Here is a 20,070-nt window from a genome sequence, read left to right as displayed (position 1 = left end):
CTTGCCGCAAGTGGGCGCCGCCGCCTCGCATGAGCATTATCGAGTGGGCGGACAAGTACCGCTGGCTCGCACCAGAAGAGGCAGCGCGACCCGGCAAATATCGCTTTGACGTTACGCCTCATCTGATCTGGCCGGGCGGGCCACTGGAAGCGTTGGACGATCCAGCTGTCAGCGAGATCGTCGGCCGTAAGTCAGCGCAGGTTGCTTGGACGTCAGGCGTTCTGGGTAACGCCCTGGGCAAATGGATCGACATCGATCCGTCACCGATACTGGTGCTCTTTCCCAAGGCCGAAGCGGCCAAACAGTACGTCGGCGAAAAGCTTGAACCGATGATCGAAGCCACACCACGGCTGCGCAAGAAAGTCGATCTGCGAAGCCGCAAGTTGCAGCAGCGACAGGACTTCAAGCGTTTCCCAGGCGGCTTCCTGAAAATGGTGGGTTCAAACAGCCCGGCCAGTGTGAAGTCCACGCCAGTGCCGCGCGTTGCGATCGAAGAGCCGGACGACTGCAACCTCAACCTGCGCGGTCAGGGCGACAGTATCAAGCTGGCCAAGGAACGACTGAAAACGTTTCGCCGCTCGAAGATCATCATCGGCGGTACACCGACCATCAAGGGCTTGTCCGCCATAGATGCTGAGCTGGAACTGTCGGACAAGCGCGTCGGCCTGGTGCCGTGTCACGAATGCGGCCAAGAACACGCGTTGAGCTTTGACAACCTGCACTGCGACGAGGATCCGGAATACCTGCATGAGGTGTACGGCAAGAAGCGGCCGGAGAAAACTTTTTACTCCTGCCCGCACTGCGGTGGAATCTGGGATGACAACCAGAAGAACGCCAACCTCAAGCACGGGCGCTGGTCGGCTACAGCAGAATTTCGGGGGATCGCCGGTTACATCCTCAACGAGCTGTACGCGACGTTTTGGGGATCGCGTTTCCAGGTGTTGATGGAGAAAAAGCTCCAGGCCGAACACGCGGCCTCGCAAGGCAACATCGGACCGATGATCGCTTTCGTCAACAGCTCCAAGGGCGAAAGCTACGAGTATCAGAGCGATGCACCGAAGACCGATGAGCTGGAAAAGCGTGCGGAGCCTTATGCGGAGCTGACAGCGCCGAAAGGTGTCCTGCTGATCACCGTTGGCGTTGACGTCCAAGGCGACCGTCTTGCTCTCACAATCATCGGTTGGGGACGAGGCGAAGAGTCGTGGCGCTTGTACTGGGGTGAGCTTCACGGCAACCCCATCGATCCCCATGACGCTGTTTGGCAAGAACTGGATCGGGTTATTTCTCAACCCATACCGGTCGAAAGCGGTGCGCAACTGGCGGTATCGGCGGTCAGCATCGACAGCTCTGACGGCAATACCAGTGATGCGGTGTATGCCTACGTGCGGGATCGTCAACGCTACAACGTGATGGCGATCAAAGGCGCCTCTATCGACAGTCGCGACAAGGAGATCTTTACCAAGCCTCCGCAGTCGGTGGATACCTCACAGGACAACACCAAGGCTGCGAAATACGGCCTGCGAGTCCACATCGTCGGTACGCACAAAGCGAAGACGCTCATTGATGGGCGGCTGCGCCTCAAAGGTGCTGGACCGGGGCGCATGCATTGGTACTGCGAGATCCGCTCGGACTACTACGAGCAACTCACCAACGAAGTCCTGGCACCGCACCCGCGTAACCCCAGCAAAATGGTTTGGCAAAAGAAAGCCGGCCGTCGCAACGAAGCGCTGGATTGCGAGGTGTATGCCTTGCACGCGGCTCGCAGCCTGAAAACTCATCTGTTACGCGATCACGAATGGGACCAGTTGGAGCAGCAGTTGCTGCAGCCAACCCTGTTCAGTACCGAACAACCGGTCGCACCGGTACCGCGCCGAGCTGTCGCTCGTGGGCGGGGCACCCGCAGTCGCGCGGGCTATTAAGGAAACACACATGACAGACGCACAACAGCGCCTCGCGGAAGTCCGGGCGGCGATCTCTGACGTCCTGAAAAAGGCCAGCGCCTGCGCCGTGCGGATCGCGAGCTTTATCGCGCTGAGCTGAACAGCTTGCGTCTTCTGGAGCAGCAGTACGCCAGAGAGGTCGCGTTGGAACAGGCTCAACAACAGGGACGTGGCCGCAACCGCGTCTCCTTCATGAAGATCTGACTATGGGATTTTTTCGAAAAGACCCGGCCGAGCTGCTGATGCGCGAGGCCCTCAAACTCGCCAAGTCGGCAAACGAGTCCAAGCCTATCGTCGCCCAAGGTGGCGGGGGCGGTGTTGAGACGAGATGGCGCGGGGCTTCTCGCGTACTGCGCAGCATGGCCAGCTGGATTCCCGGTCTTGGCAGTCCGCGTCGAGATCTCGATCAAAACGAGCGTCGAATGCTGGTTGCTCGCTCGCGAGACGCCATGCGCAATCACTTGATAGCCCGTGCGGCGATCACGCGCTTGCGCACCAATGTTGTAGGAACCGGGCTGGTTTGCCGGTCACAGATCGATCATGACGCATTAGGTCTCGACGAGGCGCAGGCTGAGAAAATCAACAATCAGCTTGATCGCTTGTGGTCGCTATACGCCGATGATCCACGCGAATGCGATGCCGAAGCGACACTCAATCACTACCAGTTACAAGCACTGGTATTGATCTCGTCCATGGTGGGTGGTGACGTGCTGATTGCCAGTCCTGACGATGAGCGCTCAGGCTGCATTTTCAGCACGCGCTTGCAGTTGATCGAATCGGACCGGGTCTGCAATCCAGCCGGGCAATTGGACACTGCAAACCTCGTGGACGGTGTCGAGTTCGACCGGCTGGGGGCGCCGCTGGCGTATCACGTCTGTACCGGATACCCCAACGAATACACCGCCGGCCAGGCGCTTAAATGGGAGCGTCTGCCAGCCTTTGGCGAGGCCACGGGCCGGCGCCGCGTCATGCACGTCATGGCCGACAAGGAGCGTCCGGGGCAAAAGCGCGGAGCGCCTTACCTGGCACCGGTACTGGAACCGTTGCAGAAGCTGGAGCGCTATAGCAGCGCCGAGCTGATGGCGGCGGTGATCTCCGCAATGTTCACGGTGTTCATCAAAAAGACCAACGACTTTCAAGTCGGGAATCTCCCGCTGACCGCATTAGCCAACGAAGGCGACGGTCCCGCAGGCGACACAACGGCTGACGGCGAACTGGCTCTGGGCGAGGGGGCGATTGTTGACCTAGGCCAAGGTGAGGAACCGGTAATCGCCAATCCTGCGCGGCCTAATGCGCAATTCGATCCGTTCTTTACGGCAGTGGTCAAGGAAATCGGCGCTGCTTTAGAGCAACCGATGGAAGAGCTGTTGCTCCACTACAGCAGCAGCTATAGCGCAGCCCGTGCGGCGATGTTGCAGGCGTGGCGTTTTTACAGCCTGCGCCGCTGGTGGTTGATCTGTGACTTTTGCCAGCCCAGCCGGGAATTGCTGATCGATGAGGCGGTGGCCCGTGGATTGATCAGCCTGCCGGGTTACGCGGACCCGGCGAAACGCAAAGCCTACTGCCAGGCGATTTGGATCGGCCCGGCACGTGGCGCCATTGATGAGCTGAAGGAAGCCAACGCTGCCGGTAAGCGCATCGAGATTGGTGTCAGCAACGAAACACTGGAAACCGCCGCAATGACCGGCGAGCCGTGGCAGCAGGTGTATCGGCAGCGCGTGCGCGAAGTCACCCAGCGGCGCAACGATGGCCTGCACGTTTTACCCAAAGGGCGGGAGCAGGAAACACCGCCGTCCGCCAACCCCAACGAGGAATAACCATGCCCCGCGCATTCGAGCTGGCTGCATCGCAGCCGTGGCTGATGCTGCCCGGCGCCCTGGATAACTTGCTGACCATTGCAGACCGCATGGGCGATCCGGCGGCGCTGGAAACACGCACTGGCATGCGACTGGATAACAGCCGCACTGTCAGCGTACGCAATGGTGTGGCGATCATCCCGGTAGTCGGTCCGGTGTTTCGCTATGCCAACCTTTTCACCGAGATCAGCGGTGCGACCAGCACTCAGGTGCTGGCCACCGACCTGCAGACCGCACTCGATGATCCCAAGATCAGCGCGATCATCCTGAACATCGATAGCCCAGGCGGCGTTGCCGCCGGCATCAACGAACTGGCTGACCAGATCCATGCGGCCCGTGACCGTAAACGCATCGTTGCCTACATCGGCGGCACTGGTGCAAGCGCGGCCTATTGGATTGCGTCAGCTGCCAGCGAAATCGTCATCGACGAAACGGCGCTCGCCGGGAGTATCGGTGTGGTCGTTGAAGCCGTGGTCGGCGGCGAGGAAGGCAACGGCCGTAAGCGCTATCAGATCGTCAGCCGCAATGCCCCGAACAAGCGTGTAGATCTCTCTACCGAAGAAGGGCGGGCCAAAGTCGGCGAAACGGTCGATGCCATGGGCGATGTGTTCGTCGCCAAGGTGGCCCGTAACCTGGGCGTGGAGCCGGAGCGTGTCCCAGAGATGGGCGACTTCGGCGGCCTGCGCGTTGGCGCCGCGGCTGTCGAGTCCGGCTTGGCCCACCGTCTGGGGTCGCTTGAAACATTGATTACCGAACTGGCCAAACCGGCCGCCACTCAACCGAGGAAATACAACATGACCACCGTCAGCAGCACGGCGGAGTTGCGTGAGGCGCTGGCCGCCGGCACGGATCCGCAAACCATCGAAATCGCTCAGGCGAGCCAACCGGATCTCGAAAGCATCCGCACCCAAAGTCGCGAGGAAGGCGCTACTGCAGAGCGGCAACGCATCACTGGCATCAATGCAATGGCCAGCAAGGGTTTCGAAACTGAAATCGCCGCTGCCATCGACGCAGGCACAACGGTTGAAGCCACAGCGCTACAGCTGTTCAAGGCAGCGCAGGATCGCGGCATTTCTCTGAACGCCATCAAGGCCGATGCCACTGGCGCATCGACGTCCACTCCGACGGGCGATGCCGCTCAGGGTGAGCGCAAGGCCGTCGTAAACGCCATTGTCGAGGGCGCCTCGCGCCGCTGATTGGAGAACATCATGAGCAACCCAGAACGCCAAACCTATGTGCCGGACCAGCTGTCCGCCGGTGCCTTCCCGGTGATGATCGACACCGCCGTGATCGCTTCCGGCCAGAAGCTCAGTCGAGGCGCCGTCCTTGGGCAAGTAACGGCCAGTGGCGAATATGTGCTGAGCAAGGCCGCAGCAACCGATGGCTCCGAAGCCCCTGCGGCTGTACTGGATCAGTTCACTGATACGACCTCAGGCGCGCAGGTAGCGCCAATCCGCCTGACCGGTGAAGTGCTGGCCAGTCAACTCACACTCGGCGAGGGTTTTACTTTGGCGCAGGCAAAAGCTGCGCTGCGTTCCCTGTGCCTGTTTGTTCGTTAATTCGGAGTCTTTGATGGATATTTTTGATACCCGCACAATGCTTGAAGCGGTTGAGCAGATGCCAACCGCGCGGCGCTTTTGCTGAACACTTTTTCAACGGTGGCAGTCCTGTCACGTTCCCGACCAAGACCGTGGACATCGACATCATCAAGGGCAAACGCAAAATGGCGCCCTTTGTTAATCCTCGTCTGCCGGGCAGCGTGTCGTTGCGCGAAGGCTATACCACCAGCACCTACAGCCCGCCGTACATTCAACCCAAGCGCGAAACCACCGCCGAGCTGGTGCTCAAGCGTTCGGCCGGCGACAACCCGTTTTCCTCGCGTACTCCGCTGGAGCGTGCCGGGCAATTGCTCGGTAAGGACCTGCGCGATCTGGACGACGAAATCATCCGCCGGGAAGAATGGATGTGCGCCCAGGCACTCACCACGGGGAAGGTTCGCGTCGTGGGAGAAGGGGTGGATGACACCATCGACTTCCTGATGGCCAGCGATCACAAGATCAGCTTGGGCAGCGGTCAGTGGGGCACCGAAGGCGGCGATCCGATTGCCAATCTTCGTAGTTGGAAGCGCAAGATCGCCAAGGATTCCGGCCGTACTGCAAACACCGTAGCCATGAGCGGCGAAGCGCTGGATGCATTTCAATCCAGCTCAATGGTGATGAAACAACTCAACACTCGCCGCGTTGACATGGGCTTGATCAAGCCAGAGGAACTGCCCGACGGCGTGACCTACCTGGGTTACCTGAACGATCCCGGTGTCGATCTCTATGGTTATGACGAGTGGTACCTGGATGACGACGATGACGAGCAGCCAATGATTCCGGCAGGTGGCTTGATTCTCGGCTCGACGTCCACGCGCAACGCCATGCTGTACGGGGCGATTCAAGATCTGGAAGCCGTGGAAAGCGGCTTGGTCGAAGCGGCGCGCTTCCCGAAGAGCTGGGTGACCCAAGAGCCGAGCGCTCGTTGGCTGAAGCTGCAGAGCGCGGCGTTGGCTGGCCTGCTCGAACCGGATGCGTTCATTTACGCCAAGGTGGTGTGACATGGCCAAGAAAGCCGATTTTCTGGTGATCGACGGTTGCGTGCAGGATGGCCGCGTCGTTGTTGTGAAGGGCGAGCCTTACAATGCGCCAAGTAAAGGGGTTGAGGAAGCGTTACTCGCCGAAGGCCGTATCGCTCCGCTCAAGGACCCCGAGCCCAAGAACTGCTGCGCCAGAAATCGGGCGTTGCCAATGAGGACGACGACAGCGGCGGTGAGTGATGGGCTTTCGCGAATTGAGCGACGACATGGACGCCCTGGTGTTGGATGGCTTGGGCGACATGGCAACGGTCGGCGGTCGAGAGATCGCCGGTTTTTTCCGCCCCATGGCTGCAGCCGCGCATGGGACGGATTAATACCGCCTTGCGCGAGCCGCAGTTTGAGATCCGTGCCATAGATGCGGATGGCATCGAATCGGGGCAACTGGTTTCCATTGACCTATCGGTGCAAGACGGCGGTGGCCAATATGACCTTGTCCAACTTGAGCCAGATGGTACCGGTTGGGTGGCTTTGATTCTGAGGATGCGGGCATGAGTATAGGCAGTTACTACAGTTCCTCGGCCAGCGGCGGGATGCTGACTATTCAGTCTTCGGCTGCAGATCTACAAGCTTTCGAGGGCTTCGCCAAGTTGGTGCCAAAAGCGGCCGCTGTCGCTCAACGTCGTGCGATCAACAAAACATTAGGTTGGTTGCGCACTCACATCGCACGGGCAGTTGGCCGGGAGGAGCGCATTGCTGTCGCTGCAGTGCGTCAGCGCTTGCGCAGCTATCCGGTCGCAGGCAGGGCAGCAAGCGGCAAGTTGTGGTTCGGTCTGAATGCCATTGAATCCAGCCGGATCGGTCGGGCGCGGCAAAACGGAAAAGGCGTGTCCGTGGCGGGACGGCGGTATCAAGGCGCTTTCCTCAAACAGGTTTATGGGAATAAGGCCGATATCTGGATTCGTACCGCGAGTAAGCATTTCAGTTCAGACGACTATCCCGATACGACGGTGTCATCCAGTCGTGGTGCCAGCTCGGGTTGGATCGCGGAAAACGACAGCCGCTTTCCGCTGGCCAAGGCCAAAGTGTCGCTTGAGCATGCCCGTCCGCATTTCGACGAGTGGGTTAAACGCGCCCATGCGCGTTTGCTGGAGATCCTACAGCAAGAACTCAATTTCGAGTTTCAGAAGTACCTGAAGGGGGCGTGAAATGTCTGAAGAACCCTTTACGCTTGATGAGCTTTATCGGGCGATCGAATTGTATCTGGTAAATCATCTGCCAGGCGTCAAAGCTGTTACGGCATGGCCCGACGTGAAGGATCGCATCGCGCTGCCTGCGGTGTTCCTTGAAATGGTGGAGATGGAGCCTGGTACCGACATCGGCACCGGCGAGACGACGCTCGTCTGCAGGTTTGAAGCGCGGATCATCGTTGACCCGATTCGTCCCCGACATTGCCAGCAGGCTTCGCAGTTGGCTGCTCAACTGGCGGTGCTGCTGCGCATGCAGACCTGGGGTGTAGCCGTCCAGCCCGCCGAATTTGTGCAGGCCATGCAGGACTGGACCAAGCCAGAACTGGATGGCTACACGGTCTGGGTGGTTGAGTGGACCCATACACTTTATCTAGGGACTGAAGACTGGCCATGGCCAGACGAACCGCCGGGTTCGCTGATGTTCGGTTTCAACGACGACAAGGAGCCGGAGTTTTTCCCGCCGGAGAGCCTGCCGTGAGTTATCCAAGCGGTGAGCATGACCGCATGATTGCGGCCATGCTGATGCCCTGTGCGGTCGTGGGGGTTGATCTGGCCGTCGGTGCGGTTCGGGTATCGAATGGCGAGTGGACGAGCGCCTGGGTGCGCTGGCACAGCCTCGCGGCCGGCAAGGCGCGGCACTGGCGCTCGCCGAGCCTTGGAGAGCAGGGGTTTTGTTCAGCCCCAGCGGGCAGGCCGGCATCGGGACGTTTATCCCGGGGCTGTACGGCAATGCCGGCGCCCAGCCGGACAATCGCGATCATGTCGAGGTCTGGCGGTTCGATGATGGGGGTTCACTGGTCTACGACTGGGAGGCAAGCAGCTACACGATCACCGTGCCCAGCGGGACCGTGACAATCAAGGTCGGCGGTACAGAACTGGTCGTTACGGATAACGCGGTGACGGTGAAGTCTGGCACGGTCGACATTGAGGCCACTGTGAACATCAAAGGACCGGTCAACATCGACGGGCCGTTACACGTAACGGGCAACATCAACGGCGACGCGCACATCATGGCCGCCGGCAATAGCGACAATCACCACAAGCATTGATCAATCAACCATGCAGCCCGCCAAGTGCGGGTTTTTTGTGTCTGGAGGAAACCCATGGCCAAGGCCACTGCAACACCCGGCGCTGATGCGGCGCCGGCGACGGATCTGCGTTTGGCGTTTCGCGACACGGTCTATACCTCGCGCACGCTTTGCATCCCTGGAACCAATCGCACGCTTGCCGTGGTCAAGGCCTCGGTCGATGTTTCGGCGTCCGATGAACAGGCTGTGACGTTCCTGAAATCCCATCCCGAACTTGAATCCCAGGAGTAACGCAGATGATCGGAATGGATCGCCGCACCGGCCAGCCCATTACCGGCATCGACAGCGTTATTCAGTCCATCGGCGACATTCTCAGCACTCCGTTGGGCAGTCGCCGGGAGCGGCCCGACTACGGCAGCAAGCTACGCACCTATGTGGACTTGCCGGTTAACGCCGGTTGGATCAGTTCGGTGCAGGCTGAGGCCGCGCGGGCGCTCGGCCGCTGGGAGCCGCGCGTGGAGCTCAAGAGCGTCAAGGTGCGGTCTGTGCTGGGCGGAAAAATTGATTTGGTCGTCGTCGGCGAATATCTGGGCGACGACTTTCTGGCCGAGGTGAGCGCATGAGTATCTTGGATCTGTCCGCGCTGCCGGCGCCGGACGTGCTGGAGCCGCTGGACTTCGAACAAACCTTTGAAGATAGCTTGAGCATGTTTCGCGGGAGCATGGGCGACAACTGGACGGCCAACCTTGAGTCAGATCCGGTGGTCAAGCTGCTGGAAGTCGGGGCCTATAACAAGCTCGGCAACCGTGCCCGGGTCAACGATGGCGCCAAGGCGCTGCTGCTGGCCTACGCGATCAAAACTGACCTCGATCAGCTTGGCGGCAACGTCAATCTGCCGCGCCTGGTGATCCAGGCCGAGGACCTGACGGCCACGCCGCCAGTGCCTGAAGTGCTGGAAGAGGACGACCCGTACCGAGAACGCATTCAACTGGCTTATGAGGGGCTGACCACGGCGGGGCCGCGTAACAGCTACATCCTACACACGCGTAACGCCTCGGGTCTGGTGGCTGACGCCTCGGCCGAGAGTCCGGCGCCGTGCAACGTTACGGTAACGGTGTTGAGTACCGAAGGGAAAGGCGAGGCCAGCCCCGAGCTTTTGAACATTGTCCGGCTGGCGCTGGATGACGAGGACACGCGGCCGGTGGCCGATCGGGTCAAGGTGCAAAGCGCTGAAATTCTTGAGTACCGGATTGACGCCATCCTGCACATGAGCAGCGACGGCCCCGAGGGTGACGCCAGTTTGACCGAGGCGAAACGCCGGCTTGCCGCGTGGATCAACCCGCGCAAACGGCTGGGGGTTGAGGTGGCGCGCTCGGCTGTGGACGCTCAGCTGCACATTGCCGGCGTTTCACGGGTCGAGTTGGTGGGCTGGCAGGATCTGGCACCTACCAAGGCGCAAGCGGCGTGGTGCACCGGTTACGAGGTGACGATGGCGGGGGCGACATGAAAAGCCTACTGCCGAGCAATAGCACGCCTCTGGAGCGGGCAATCGAAGCGGCTTTCTACGATCGCACGATTGTCCCGCTGCGCACGCTGTACAACCCCGACACCTGCCCGGTCGAGCTGCTCCCGCATCTGGCGTGGGCGTGGTCGGTCGATCGCTGGGATTACCGATGGTCTGAGGCGACCAAGCGCGCGGCCATCAGGGCGTCGTTCTATATCCACAAGCACAAGGGCACGATCGGCGCGCTGCGCCGCGTGGTCGAGCCGCTGGGCTATCTGATCGAGATTATCGAGTGGTTCAAGACCGTGCCCGAGGGCGTGCCGGGCACTTTCGCGCTGAAGGTCGGGGTGCTCGATACCGGCATCACCGAAGAAATGTATCAGGAGCTTGAGCGCCTGATTGACGACGCCAAACCCGTCACCCGGCATCTGACCGGGCTGGCGATCAGCCTGGAAACTCAAGGCAATTTGAATATCGCTGTGTCCGTCTACGAAGGCGACGAAATCGACGTTTACCCGCCCGTCATGCGTGACATTGAGGTGACTGGCAGCTTCGGCGTGGTCGGCCGCGAACACACCATAGACACCTTGGACGTTTATTATGATTGATGCGAATTCGCAGTTTTTCGCGATCCTTACGAATGTGGGGATGGCCAAGCAGGCGAACGCCGACGCGCTCGGCATTCCCTGGCTGATCACGCAAATGGGCGTAGGGGATGCCAACCCGAACGGGCTGGCCGATCCGCCCAACCCGGTGCCCTCGGCCGGGCAAACCGAACTGCTCAACGAGTGGCGCCGTCAGCCGCTGAATCAATTGCTGGTCGACCCAAAAACCCGGCGGTGATCATCGCCGAGCAGATTATCCCGGCTGACGAGGGCGGTAAGTGGATCCGCGAAATCGGCCTCTACGATGCTGACGGCGATCTGGTGGCGGTGGCCAACTGCGCGCCCAGCTTCAAGCCGTTGCTGTCGCAAGGCTCGGGCCGTACGCAAATCGTGCGGATGAACTTCATCGTCACCAGCACCGGCAACATTCAGCTCAAGATTGACCCGGCCGTGGTGCTGGCCACGCGGTCCTACGTCGACGCGGCGATCCTGGAGGTGCTGCCGAAGAACAAAACGCCGGGCCAGTGGACGCGGGTCAAGACTAACGACCGTGGGATCGTAGTGTCGGGAGACAACCCCGGGACGCTCGCCGGCATGGGCATCACCGACAGCTATACGTCGGCACAGGTCGACGCGCTGATTGCCAAGGCCACGGCCATGCCGGTTGGCGCCATTGTGTCGTTCCCGGTCGATAAGCAGCCGGCCGGGTTTCTGGAGCTGGACGGAAGCGTCAAGAGTGTCGCCGCTTACCCAGATCTGTCGGCCTTCCTCGGGACGGCCTTCAACAAGGGTAACGAGGGCGCCGGCAATTTCCGCTTGCCGGATCTGCGCGCTGAATTCCTGCGCGGCTGGGATCACGGTCGTGGCTACGATGTGGGTCGCGCGATTGGCAGCGCCCAGCTCGGTACGCTTGCCGTGTTCGACAGTAACTATACGGGCGGGCAATCGGTCGACGTTGTGCGAGGTTCTCCAGTCGAGGCGCAGGCGGACTTATATCGCGAATCGGATTATCCGGGCGTCGGGATCACTTTCACCTCGGCGAATGTGAGTTTTAGCCCGTTCCCGTCTCGCCGGTGGCGTAACCCGTCCGCGTAACGTCGCGGTGATGTGGTGTATTAAGGCTTGGAGTGCGCCGGTTAACCAAGGCGTGATTGACGTCGGTGTTTTGGCCGATGAAGTGCGCAAGGCGACCGGGCGCTTTCTCGGCCTGCGTCGAATTCGGGCGACTCAGATTTATTGGTCGACGCCTGGAACCATCAAAATTCGAGTGAGGGGGCAGGGGCAGGCGCTGCTGGCGGTGGTGCAGCATCAACCGCGGCGGGTCAGGTTTCCGCCGGCTGCGGCGGCGGTGCGGGGCGCCATTTGATACGTGGATCACCAGCGGTTTCGACGGTGTGATGGCCACGATCGGCAAGGGCGGCACCGGTGTGCTGGTTGGTCCGGGTAACAACGGCGGGGCCACTTCGTTCGGATCACATGTCACCGCGCCGGGCGGTATCGGTGGTGGGTTGTCGGCGAACGTGGCGCCGCCGCTGTACCTGGGCCAGACCCCGAATTCACAACCGGCGGTCGGCGCGACTGTGAAAAATGGGCAGGGCAAGGGTGGTGGTGGCGTCATTGGGCCAAAAACTGACTTTGTCGTATCTGGCGAGGGCGGCCCGAGTGAAATGGGGCCGGGGGTAATTCAATCTCAACCAGTTCGCAGGGTGCTGATGCGGTCAACCCGGGGTCGGGTGGCGGCGGTGCCGTTGCGCTTCCTTCATACCCTGCGCATTTGCGCGGCGGTCACGGTGCTGATGGTTGGATCGATGTTGAGGAGTGGGCATGAGTATTTATGCGCGGGTCTACGGCGAGCAGGTGTTTGAGCTGATCGAGACTGACGGCGATATCACGGCGCTGTATCACCCTTCCATGGTGTGGGTGTGTGTTGACGGCATCGAGCCGATGCCGGCGGCGGGTTGGAAGGCGGTAGAGGTCGACGGCGCTTGGCAGTTCTCGGCGCCGGGTTTGGCGGTCGCCCCCTGCCGCTCGCCGAAGTGGTTGCCGCCGAACGCTTCCGCCGAGAGGGTACGGGCGTCGTGGTCGAGGGGCTGGCCATCGAGACGACTCGCGACAGCCAGGCGCTGATCGCCAGTACGGGATTGTCCGCCGTCCTCGATCCTGACTACCGCTGCAACTTCAAGACGGCAGACGGTTTTGTCGAAATCGGCGCGGCGCAAATCATCACGATTGCCAAGGCCGTGCGGGCGCACGTTCAAGCCTGCTTTGACCGCGAGTTTACGCTGTTGCGCGCGATCGAGGCCGGCGAGTATCACGACGAAATGCTGTCGCAAGGTTGGCCGGATTCCTTGCCGCCTGATCCGGCAGAGCTGCAATAGACGCCCCGCACTGACGGGGCGTTTTCTTTTCCGTTACGCGTAACACGAACACCCTCACAGCCTCGCACATGCGGGGCTATTTCGTTTCTGGAGAACGAGCCTTATGACTTTCTTTCACGGCGTCACGACCACGTCGGTCGACACTGGCGCGCGCACCATCTCGCTGCCGTCGTCCTCGATCATTGGTCTGTGCGACACCTTCACCCCTGGCGTTCTGGGCGGTGGCACGGCCAAGGCGGGCGAGCTGAAACTGATCACCACCGAGCGCGAAGCCATCGCGGCTTTCGGCCCTGACTCGGCGATCACCAAGGCCTGTCAGGCTATTTACGCCAAGGCTAAAGCCGTGATCGTTGCCATCGGCGTGGCCAAGCTGGAAGACGCGGCGCTGCAAACCTCGGCGATCATCGGCGGCGTTTTGGCCTCGGGCCAGCGCACCGGGTTACAGGCGCTGCTCGACGGTAAAAGCCTGTTCAATGCGCAGCCGCGACTGTTGATCGCGCCGGGTCATACCGCGACTCAGGCGGTGGCCACGGCGCTCGATAGCGTGGCGCAGAAGCTGCGCGCCATCGGCATCATCGACGGCCCTGGCACGACCGACGAGGCCGCCATGGCCTACGCCGATAACTTCGGCAGTCGCAACCTGTTTATGGTCGACCCGGGCGTCAAGTATTGGGACACCGTCACCAGCAAGACCGTCGACGCGCCCGGTTCGGCTTGGGCGGCGGGGCTGTTCGCGTGGACGGATGCTGAATACGGTTTCTGGGCCTCGCCGTCGAACAAGGAGTTGACCGGCATCACTGGCACAGGTCGCGCGGTCGAGTACCTGGACGGCGACGAGACCTGCCGGGCCAACCTGCTCAATAACGCCAATATCACCACGATCATTCGCGATGACGGTTACCGCCTGTGGGGCAACCGCACGCTGTCGAGCGATCCGAAGTGGGCCTTCGTCACCCGTGTTCGCACGCTGTTCATTCTCATGGACGCGGTGCAGGCCGGGCACAAGTGGGCGGTCGACCGCTCGATCACCAAGACCTACGTGGCCGATGTCACCAACGGTCTCGACGCGTTCATGTCTGACCTCAAAGCCCAGGGCGCGATCATCAACTTTGAAGTGTTCCCCGACACCGAACTGAACACGGCCAGCCAGATCGCCCAAGGCAAGGTGTTTTGGCGCATCCGTTTCACCGATGTTCCGCCGGCAGAAAACCCGAATTTCCTTTTCGAAGTCACCGATCAGTGGATGACTGAAGTGCTTGAAGCAGCCTAAGGGGCTTGCCAATGATTCCTCAAGTTCTGAAAAACATGAACCTGTTTGTGGACGGCGTCAGCTTTTCCGGCGACGTGCCCACCCTGACGCTGCCGAAACTGACCCTGAAAACCGAGGACTATCAGGGCGGGGGTATGTTCGCCCCGATCGAGTTTGCCGTGGGCATGGAAAAGATCGAATCGTCCTTTACCACCAACGGTGTGCGCCGCGAGGCGCTGAAGTTCTTTGGTCTGGCTGACCAGACGGCCACCAGCCTGACGTTTCGTGGCGCCTTCGCGGATCTGAAAGGCCGCATTACGCCGGTGATCGTCACCATGCGCGGCGGCGTGAAAGAGGTGGACATGGGCGACTGGAAACCGGCGACCGTGGGCGAAATCAAGCACGCCGTAAAGCTCACGTATTACAAGCTCGAAATTGACGGTCGCCTGATGTACGAGATCGACCCGCTCGCAATGATCATGGTTGTCAATGGTGTAGACCAGTTGGCCGCTGAACGCTCGGCCCTCGGCCTGTAAGGAAATAGAACATGACTCACGAAACCGAAGAAAAGAAAGTCCCGTCCTGGCTGGCTATCAGTGACGACAGCGCAATCATCACCTTGAAGGGGCCGCCAATTTCGGCGGCATCAAGGTCGACAAGGTGACCATGCGAGCGCCGACGGTGCGTGACACGCGTGCCGCAACTGCCACGGCAAAGGGTGATTACGAGCAGATCGAAATCAACATTCTGTGCAGCCTGATCGGTGCGACCGAAAAGGAAATTGCCGCCCTGACTCAGCGGAACTACAACCGCTTGCAGGCTGGCTATTTTCGCCTGGTCGAAGAGGACGAGCTTTAACACCGAAACCCAACGGGTAGCGGCCAAGACCTTGGCGAGAGAGACGGGTTTCTCTGCCGCCGAGATTGAGGCCATGCCCTTTGACCGGATGCTGTGGTGGCTCAGGGATTGAGCCGCTTTTAACTCGGTGAACATAGGGCACGCACATGAGCAAGAAACTAGCGCTCGGTCTGGTGATTGGCGGGGCTGTCAGTTCGACGCTGGGAGCGGCGTTCAAGGACGCCACCGGCCGTATCAAGAAGCTGGAAGAAACCGGTAAAAGGCCCGGGTCCTCGAAAAGACCATTGGCGAAACCATGCGCCTGCAGGCCGAGTTTCGAAAGGCGCACATGGCCGGCGAGAAGGGCGCCGAGGATCTGCGCAAGAAGCTGGAAGCCAACTTGGCCGCGCTGAAAAAGCAGGGCGTTGAGGTTCGCAACCTCGGCAAGGCCTACAGCCAAATGGGCAAGATTGCGCAGGGTGCCGAGCTGAAGGCCAAAGGGCACATGCAGCTTGACGAAGGCAAGCAGCAGATGCGCAGCAGTATCGGGCGGGCGACGGCCGCCACGGCGCTGATGGCGGTCCCGACGAAGATCAGCGCGGACTACGGCGCGATCATTCGTGACATTGCGATCAAGTCCAACATTGCCAACACGCCCGAAGAGGCGACGCTGTCCAAGACCGTGATCGACACCTCGCGCGATACCGGCATGGCGCGCAATCAGGTGGCCGAGGTGGTGAACGCCCTGGTGGGTGCCGGCATGGAGCTGGACAAGGCGCTGGCCTACGCACCGACGGCGGCCAAGTTCGCTGTGGGGCAGGGTTCGGACGGCACGGAAACCGCCCGGATGATCAATGCCCTGGGACAAAACGCCAAGATCACCGACCCCGAAATGATGCAAAAGGCGCTTGAGGCGATCGCCTATCAAGGGCAGGCGGGCAGCTTTGAAGCGGCGGACATGGCGCGCTGGTTCCCTGAACTGCTCGCGGGTATGGGCAAGCTGGGCATTACCGGCATGGACTCGGTGACGCAACTGGGTTCGATGCTTCAGGTGCAGATGAAGACGGCCGGCGGTTCCGACGAGGCGGCGAACAACCTCAAAAACTGGATGGAGAAAATCGGTTCCAACGATACCGTGGCGGCTTACAAGAAGGCCGGCATTGATTATCAAGGCTCGATGAATACCGGCCTGCAAAATGGCAAGTCCACCTTGGAATCCAGCTTTGCGCTGGCCCAAAAATACATTGAGGCGACCGACCCCAAGAAGGCCGCCGAGATGGCCAAGGCGACGGCCGCAATCAGCAAGGAATCGGACCCCGAGAAAGCCAAGGCCATGATCGCCTCGCTGGAATCGGCGTTGCGTACCGGCGACCTGTTCGCAGACATGCAGGTCAAGGGCGCTTTGACTGCGTACATGCAGAACAAGGACCTTTACGACAAGCTGAAAAAGGAATCGGCCAGCGCGACCGGGATTCTCGATAAGAACCTGGAAGAGCGCCGCCAGTCGTCGGCGCAAAAGCAGTCCGAAATGGTTCAGAGTCTTGACGACTCGATGCGCGCGATCGGCGACGCCATGCGCCCGGTGACGGATGCTGTGGTAGACGGGATCGGCTCTGTCGCGCGCGGGCTGGCCAAGCTGTCCGACGAGTCGCCGCGACTGGTGTCTGCGATCGGGCTGGCCACCGCCGGCATTCTTGGGCTGTCGACGGCTATGAGCGGCCTCAAGATGGCCAAGGGGCTGATGAACATCGGCCGTGGTTCGCTGATGGGTAATCCGAACATCCCGCAAAAGGTGATTGTGACCAACCTGCCGGCCGGTGGTGCAGGTGGCGGTCTGGACGGCGCCGACGTGGATGCCGGCGACGGCAAGAAAGCCAAAGGGGGCAAGGGCAAAGGCAGGGCCGGTGGTCGCGGTGTCGGCCGTGGCATTGGCATCGGATCAGCGGTAAGAGGCACGGCGGTTCTCGCAGTGGCTGACGCTGGTTTCAAGGCTTATGACACCTATCAGAACGCCGAAACTCAGGACGAGAAAGCCGAGGGCTACGGTGCAGCGGCCGGCGGCTTGGCGGGCACGCTCGCCGGTGCGGCGGCCGGTGCCGCGATCGGCTCGGTCGTGCCTGTGATCGGTACGGCGATCGGCGCCTTGATCGGCGGCGTGCTGGGCAACATGGGCGGCGACTCCCTGGGCGGCTTTGTCGGCAAATCGCTGTTCGGTGCCGATGAGGCGGCTAAGAAAATGCCGGACGCCGGGCCGTTGATGATGGCCAACGCCGGCAAGGACATTGCGCCGGTGATGGGCGATATCGCCAAGTCCTTCGCCAAGCCTGCTACGCCATTGATGATGGCCGCGCCTGGCGCTGCGCCAGTGGCCAGCGACTCGGCAAAGCCCGGCGATGTGGGCCGCTCGATGATGCTGCCCGAAGTCAGTGCCGACGCGAAGCTGGGGCCGTTGGCCAAGGCAGCGCCGGCCAGTGCGCCGGCGGCGCCAAAGGTCGAGTCCAACGTGGCGATCAATGCGCCGTTCTCGCTGACGGTCAACGGAGACGTCAAGGACGGCAATCAACTGTTCGCGCAGATCAAACCGCAGCTCGATCAGTATTACCGCGACATGGCCAAGCAGCAGGAAAGCCGAAATCTGTTCGATGCGCCGCACGTGTGATCAGGGGGATTTATGGAAGCATTGGGGCAATTGCAGTCGGGGATTAAATACTTGGCCTCGGCCGGGGAGACGGGCCGGCGCAGCCTTGACGGCATGATGGCGCCGGTTAACGGCGCGATCGGGGAAATCACCGGCGCCGCGTCCGAGCTGGAGAGCTTGCCCTTTGTCGGTCCGGCGATCGGGGCCAAGCTTCAGCGTGCCATGCGCGGGATCAATGCCGCCCAGGCGCAAGTCGGGCGGGTGGTGTCGATGTACGGCACGGCCACGCGTGCGGTGGCGCAGATCGACGAGCGGCTGGGGGTGCTGAAGGAACAGGCCGGCCGCGCCGCCACGGCGATCAACAAGATCGCCGGCAAGGCCAGCCCAGCGTTGGCCAACATCGTGCCCACCGGTGCCTTTGCCACGGATCAGACGCCGGCGCCGGAAGCGGTGAAGCCGTTCCCGCACTTGCTGATCATTCAGCCGCAGGACCCGAAGGCGCCGCAGTACACGTTCAACCTCGACACCGCTGCGTTTGACGAGCTGCGCCGCTCCACCGAATTCCGTTGGGCTTCGCAAGAGCGTTTGGGGCGCCGGCCGGCGCAGCAGGGTGTGGGCATGGGCGATGAGAAAATCACGCTCAAGGGGTGATCTTCCCGGGCTTCAAGGGCGGTTTAAAGCAGCTCGACACGCTGCGCACGCTGGGCGCCCAGCTTCAGCCACTGACCTTGACCACCGGCTATGGCGACGTGCTGGGAACGTGGTGCCTCAAGAGCGTCAACGAGGAACAAAGCTCGCTGATGACCGGCGGCATCCCGCGCAAACAGGCCTTTACCTTGGAGTTTGTCCGCTATGGCGACGACATGCAGAACGTCTGACGGGGATCTGCTCGATACCATCTGTCACAACTTTTACGGGCACTTGAATGGCAGCGTCGAGGCGGTGCTGGGCGCCAATCAGGGGTTGGCCGACGAGGAACAGCCCTACCGCGCCGGCGTGGTGATCGTGCTGCCGGATCTGCCGCACCCAATCACCGAGGCCGTGACCTTGTGGGACTGATCCCGTCCGGACACGCCGCCGGCGTCCGCTCGCGTTACGCGTAACGCTTCAATCCTTGGCCCGCCCTGTGCGGGCTTTCTTTGGAAACAATCCATGACCCCCGATTCCGCATTGTTGCCGATGGCAACGACATCACGGCGCTGCTTAACGATCGCCTGATTCAGTTGAGTGTCACCGACAAGGTCGGGATGGAGTCCGACGAGTTCGAACTGCGCATTGATGACCGTGACGGGCTGGTGGTGCTGCCTGCCCGGGGCGCCGGGATCGAGGTCTACTTGGGCTATCTGGAGACGTCGCTGGCCCGGCTGGGCCGTTATGTGGTCGACGAGGTCACGGTATCCGGTCCGCCGGATACGATCGTGATCACGGGCAAGGCAAGCGACATGCGCGGCAGCGGCAAAACCATTCGCAGCGGTAGCTGGGAAAACGTGCCGTTGTCCAAGATCGTCGCCGACGTCGCGGCCCGCAACGGCTGGGCGCCGATGTGTCCGGTCAATACGAAAGTGGTGCGTGCCGATCAGCTCAGCGAGTCCGATTTTAATTTCATCACGCGGCTGGCCAAGCAGTACGACTGCACGGCCAAGGTCGCCGACGGCAAGCTACTGGTGATGCCGCGTCAGGGCGGGCAGAGTGCGAGCGGCAAGGCCTTTGCGCCGATCGTGATCACGCGTGAAGACGTCAGCCGCTGGCAGTTCCACCTTGGCGATCGCAGCACCCACAAGGCGGTCGGGGCCAAGCATCAGGACAAGAAGACCGGCAAGCTTGCGGTGGTGTCGCTGGAGAACGACGACGCCCCGGACGGCCTGCCGGCGGTGCATACCGATCGTCATATTCACCCGAACAAGACGGCGGCCGAGGCAGCGGCCAAAGCCCGTCTGGCGGCGTTCAACCGGTCCACCGCCGGCGTGCGGCTGGAGATGGCAGGGCGTACCGATCTGTTTGCCGAACGATCGATCATCGCCCAGGGCTTCAAGGTTGGACTTGATGGCGAGTATCTGGCCGAGTCGGTGCAGCAGACGTACACCCAAGCCGGCTGGACCACCGTTGTCGAGTGCAACGGCGGCAAGAATGGCAAGGCCAAAGCCAAAGGCAAGAAGGGCAAAAAACCCGCCAAGCCGGTCAAGGTTGTGAGCCTCAAATAGCGCGAGAGC

Annotated in this window: 19 protein-coding genes and 7 pseudogenes; all 26 read left to right on the top strand. The window is 61.3% G+C overall.

The features are described from left to right. Positions 1–29 precede the first annotated feature (29 nt). A complete protein-coding gene (locus LJU32_22540; GenBank protein WKV88234.1) occupies positions 30–1,919 on the top strand; it encodes a phage terminase large subunit family protein in 1,890 nt (629 codons plus the stop codon). A gap of 10 nt (positions 1,920–1,929) precedes the next feature. Then, positions 1,930–2,144, top strand: a pseudogene (locus LJU32_22535) (hypothetical protein). A 2-nt stretch (positions 2,145–2,146) separates the two neighbouring features. Beyond that, positions 2,147–3,757 carry a phage portal protein gene (locus LJU32_22530; GenBank protein ID WKV88233.1) on the top strand — a complete coding sequence of 537 codons (1,611 nt, stop codon included), beginning with the start codon at positions 2,147–2,149 and terminating at the stop codon, positions 3,755–3,757. A gap of 2 nt (positions 3,758–3,759) precedes the next feature. Further along, positions 3,760–4,992, top strand: a complete 1,233-nt coding sequence (locus LJU32_22525) for a S49 family peptidase (protein WKV88232.1) — start codon at positions 3,760–3,762, stop codon at positions 4,990–4,992. 12 nt (positions 4,993–5,004) lie between these two features. Beyond that, complete coding sequence (locus LJU32_22520) at positions 5,005–5,355, top strand: head decoration protein (protein WKV88231.1); 351 nt, start codon at positions 5,005–5,007, stop codon at positions 5,353–5,355. A gap of 50 nt (positions 5,356–5,405) precedes the next feature. Beyond that, positions 5,406–6,395 carry a major capsid protein gene (locus tag LJU32_22515; protein WKV88230.1) on the top strand — a complete coding sequence of 330 codons (990 nt, stop codon included), beginning with the start codon at positions 5,406–5,408 and terminating at the stop codon, positions 6,393–6,395. 218 nt (positions 6,396–6,613) lie between these two features. Beyond that, positions 6,614–6,926, top strand: a pseudogene (locus tag LJU32_22510) (hypothetical protein). Beyond that, positions 6,923–7,579, top strand: coding sequence for a hypothetical protein (locus tag LJU32_22505; GenBank protein WKV88229.1), 657 nt, complete (start codon positions 6,923–6,925; stop codon positions 7,577–7,579). The pseudogene LJU32_22510 and the gene LJU32_22505 overlap by 4 nt, the downstream one beginning before the upstream one ends. A 1-nt stretch (position 7,580) precedes the next feature. Further along, a complete protein-coding gene (locus LJU32_22500; GenBank protein WKV88228.1) occupies positions 7,581–8,099 on the top strand; it encodes a hypothetical protein in 519 nt (172 codons plus the stop codon). After that, positions 8,096–8,670, top strand: a pseudogene (locus LJU32_22495) (phage baseplate assembly protein V). Before LJU32_22500 ends, LJU32_22495 begins: the two are co-directional and overlap by 4 nt. Before the next feature lie 54 nt (positions 8,671–8,724). Beyond that, positions 8,725–8,940, top strand: a complete 216-nt coding sequence (locus LJU32_22490) for a hypothetical protein (protein ID WKV88227.1) — start codon at positions 8,725–8,727, stop codon at positions 8,938–8,940. 5 nt (positions 8,941–8,945) lie between these two features. Next, positions 8,946–9,272, top strand: coding sequence for a GPW/gp25 family protein (locus LJU32_22485; protein ID WKV88226.1), 327 nt, complete (start codon positions 8,946–8,948; stop codon positions 9,270–9,272). After that, positions 9,269–10,156, top strand: a complete 888-nt coding sequence (locus LJU32_22480; GenBank protein WKV88225.1) for a baseplate J/gp47 family protein — start codon at positions 9,269–9,271, stop codon at positions 10,154–10,156. Before LJU32_22485 ends, LJU32_22480 begins: the two co-directional genes overlap by 4 nt. Then, entirely contained in the window at positions 10,153–10,761 is a 609-nt protein-coding gene (locus LJU32_22475; GenBank protein WKV88224.1) for a phage tail protein I, read from the top strand. Before LJU32_22480 ends, LJU32_22475 begins: the two co-directional genes overlap by 4 nt. Continuing rightward, positions 10,754–11,238: pseudogene (locus tag LJU32_22470) on the top strand (phage tail protein). Before LJU32_22475 ends, LJU32_22470 begins: the two are co-directional and overlap by 8 nt. A gap of 177 nt (positions 11,239–11,415) precedes the next feature. Further along, positions 11,416–11,853: a phage tail protein gene (locus LJU32_22465; GenBank protein WKV91175.1), complete on the top strand. Its 438-nt coding sequence runs from the start codon at positions 11,416–11,418 to the stop codon at positions 11,851–11,853. Positions 11,854–11,905: 52 nt separating this feature from the next. Continuing rightward, entirely contained in the window at positions 11,906–12,124 is a 219-nt protein-coding gene (locus tag LJU32_22460; GenBank protein ID WKV88223.1) for a hypothetical protein, read from the top strand. A gap of 31 nt (positions 12,125–12,155) precedes the next feature. Then, positions 12,156–12,623 (top strand): hypothetical protein, encoded by a 468-nt coding sequence (locus LJU32_22455; GenBank protein ID WKV88222.1) that lies wholly within the window; start codon positions 12,156–12,158, stop codon positions 12,621–12,623. Between the two features lie 120 nt (positions 12,624–12,743). Further along, positions 12,744–13,136 (top strand): DUF4376 domain-containing protein, encoded by a 393-nt coding sequence (locus tag LJU32_22450; protein ID WKV88221.1) that lies wholly within the window; start codon positions 12,744–12,746, stop codon positions 13,134–13,136. 103 nt (positions 13,137–13,239) lie between these two features. Next, positions 13,240–14,406 carry a phage tail sheath family protein gene (locus tag LJU32_22445; protein ID WKV88220.1) on the top strand — a complete coding sequence of 389 codons (1,167 nt, stop codon included), beginning with the start codon at positions 13,240–13,242 and terminating at the stop codon, positions 14,404–14,406. A gap of 5 nt (positions 14,407–14,411) precedes the next feature. Further along, positions 14,412–14,921: a phage major tail tube protein gene (locus LJU32_22440; protein ID WKV88219.1), complete on the top strand. Its 510-nt coding sequence runs from the start codon at positions 14,412–14,414 to the stop codon at positions 14,919–14,921. 11 nt (positions 14,922–14,932) lie between these two features. After that, positions 14,933–15,243 (top strand): annotated as a pseudogene (locus LJU32_22435) (phage tail assembly protein). 146 nt (positions 15,244–15,389) lie between these two features. Continuing rightward, positions 15,390–17,881, top strand: a pseudogene (locus LJU32_22430) (phage tail tape measure protein). A gap of 12 nt (positions 17,882–17,893) precedes the next feature. Continuing rightward, positions 17,894–18,738 (top strand): annotated as a pseudogene (locus LJU32_22425) (phage tail protein). Further along, the gene (locus LJU32_22420) at positions 18,713–18,919 is read left to right on the top strand and encodes a tail protein X (protein ID WKV88218.1); all 207 of its coding nucleotides are present in this window, start codon (positions 18,713–18,715) and stop codon (positions 18,917–18,919) included. The pseudogene LJU32_22425 and the gene LJU32_22420 overlap by 26 nt, the downstream one beginning before the upstream one ends. Before the next feature lie 80 nt (positions 18,920–18,999). Continuing rightward, positions 19,000–20,061, top strand: a complete 1,062-nt coding sequence (locus tag LJU32_22415) for a late control protein (GenBank protein WKV88217.1) — start codon at positions 19,000–19,002, stop codon at positions 20,059–20,061. Positions 20,062–20,070: the final 9 nt, after the last annotated feature.

The sequence above is a fragment of the Pseudomonas sp. B21_DOA genome (assembly GCA_030544685.1).
In the GTDB taxonomy this organism is placed as follows: Bacteria; Pseudomonadota; Gammaproteobacteria; order Pseudomonadales; family Pseudomonadaceae; genus Aquipseudomonas; species Aquipseudomonas fluorescens_AO.
This window is presented reverse-complemented; position numbering and strand designations above follow the sequence as displayed.

Excerpts from the sequence above, each read along its gene's own strand:
- LJU32_22500 (WKV88228.1), top strand. The coding sequence starts at position 7,581 with ATGTCTGAAGAACCCTTTACGCTTGATGAGCTTTATCGGGCGATCGAA.
- LJU32_22540 (WKV88234.1), top strand. The coding sequence starts at position 30 with ATGAGCATTATCGAGTGGGCGGACAAGTACCGCTGGCTCGCACCAGAA.
- LJU32_22520 (WKV88231.1), top strand. The coding sequence starts at position 5,005 with ATGAGCAACCCAGAACGCCAAACCTATGTGCCGGACCAGCTGTCCGCC.
- LJU32_22480 (WKV88225.1), top strand. The coding sequence starts at position 9,269 with ATGAGTATCTTGGATCTGTCCGCGCTGCCGGCGCCGGACGTGCTGGAG.
- LJU32_22505 (WKV88229.1), top strand. The coding sequence starts at position 6,923 with ATGAGTATAGGCAGTTACTACAGTTCCTCGGCCAGCGGCGGGATGCTG.
- LJU32_22530 (WKV88233.1), top strand. The coding sequence starts at position 2,147 with ATGGGATTTTTTCGAAAAGACCCGGCCGAGCTGCTGATGCGCGAGGCC.
- LJU32_22455 (WKV88222.1), top strand. The coding sequence starts at position 12,156 with ATGGCCACGATCGGCAAGGGCGGCACCGGTGTGCTGGTTGGTCCGGGT.
- LJU32_22525 (WKV88232.1), top strand. The coding sequence starts at position 3,760 with ATGCCCCGCGCATTCGAGCTGGCTGCATCGCAGCCGTGGCTGATGCTG.
- LJU32_22490 (WKV88227.1), top strand. The coding sequence starts at position 8,725 with ATGGCCAAGGCCACTGCAACACCCGGCGCTGATGCGGCGCCGGCGACG.
- LJU32_22485 (WKV88226.1), top strand. The coding sequence starts at position 8,946 with ATGATCGGAATGGATCGCCGCACCGGCCAGCCCATTACCGGCATCGAC.
- LJU32_22445 (WKV88220.1), top strand. The coding sequence starts at position 13,240 with ATGACTTTCTTTCACGGCGTCACGACCACGTCGGTCGACACTGGCGCG.
- LJU32_22465 (WKV91175.1), top strand. The coding sequence starts at position 11,416 with ATGCCGGTTGGCGCCATTGTGTCGTTCCCGGTCGATAAGCAGCCGGCC.
- LJU32_22475 (WKV88224.1), top strand. The coding sequence starts at position 10,153 with ATGAAAAGCCTACTGCCGAGCAATAGCACGCCTCTGGAGCGGGCAATC.
- LJU32_22420 (WKV88218.1), top strand. The coding sequence starts at position 18,713 with ATGGCGACGACATGCAGAACGTCTGACGGGGATCTGCTCGATACCATC.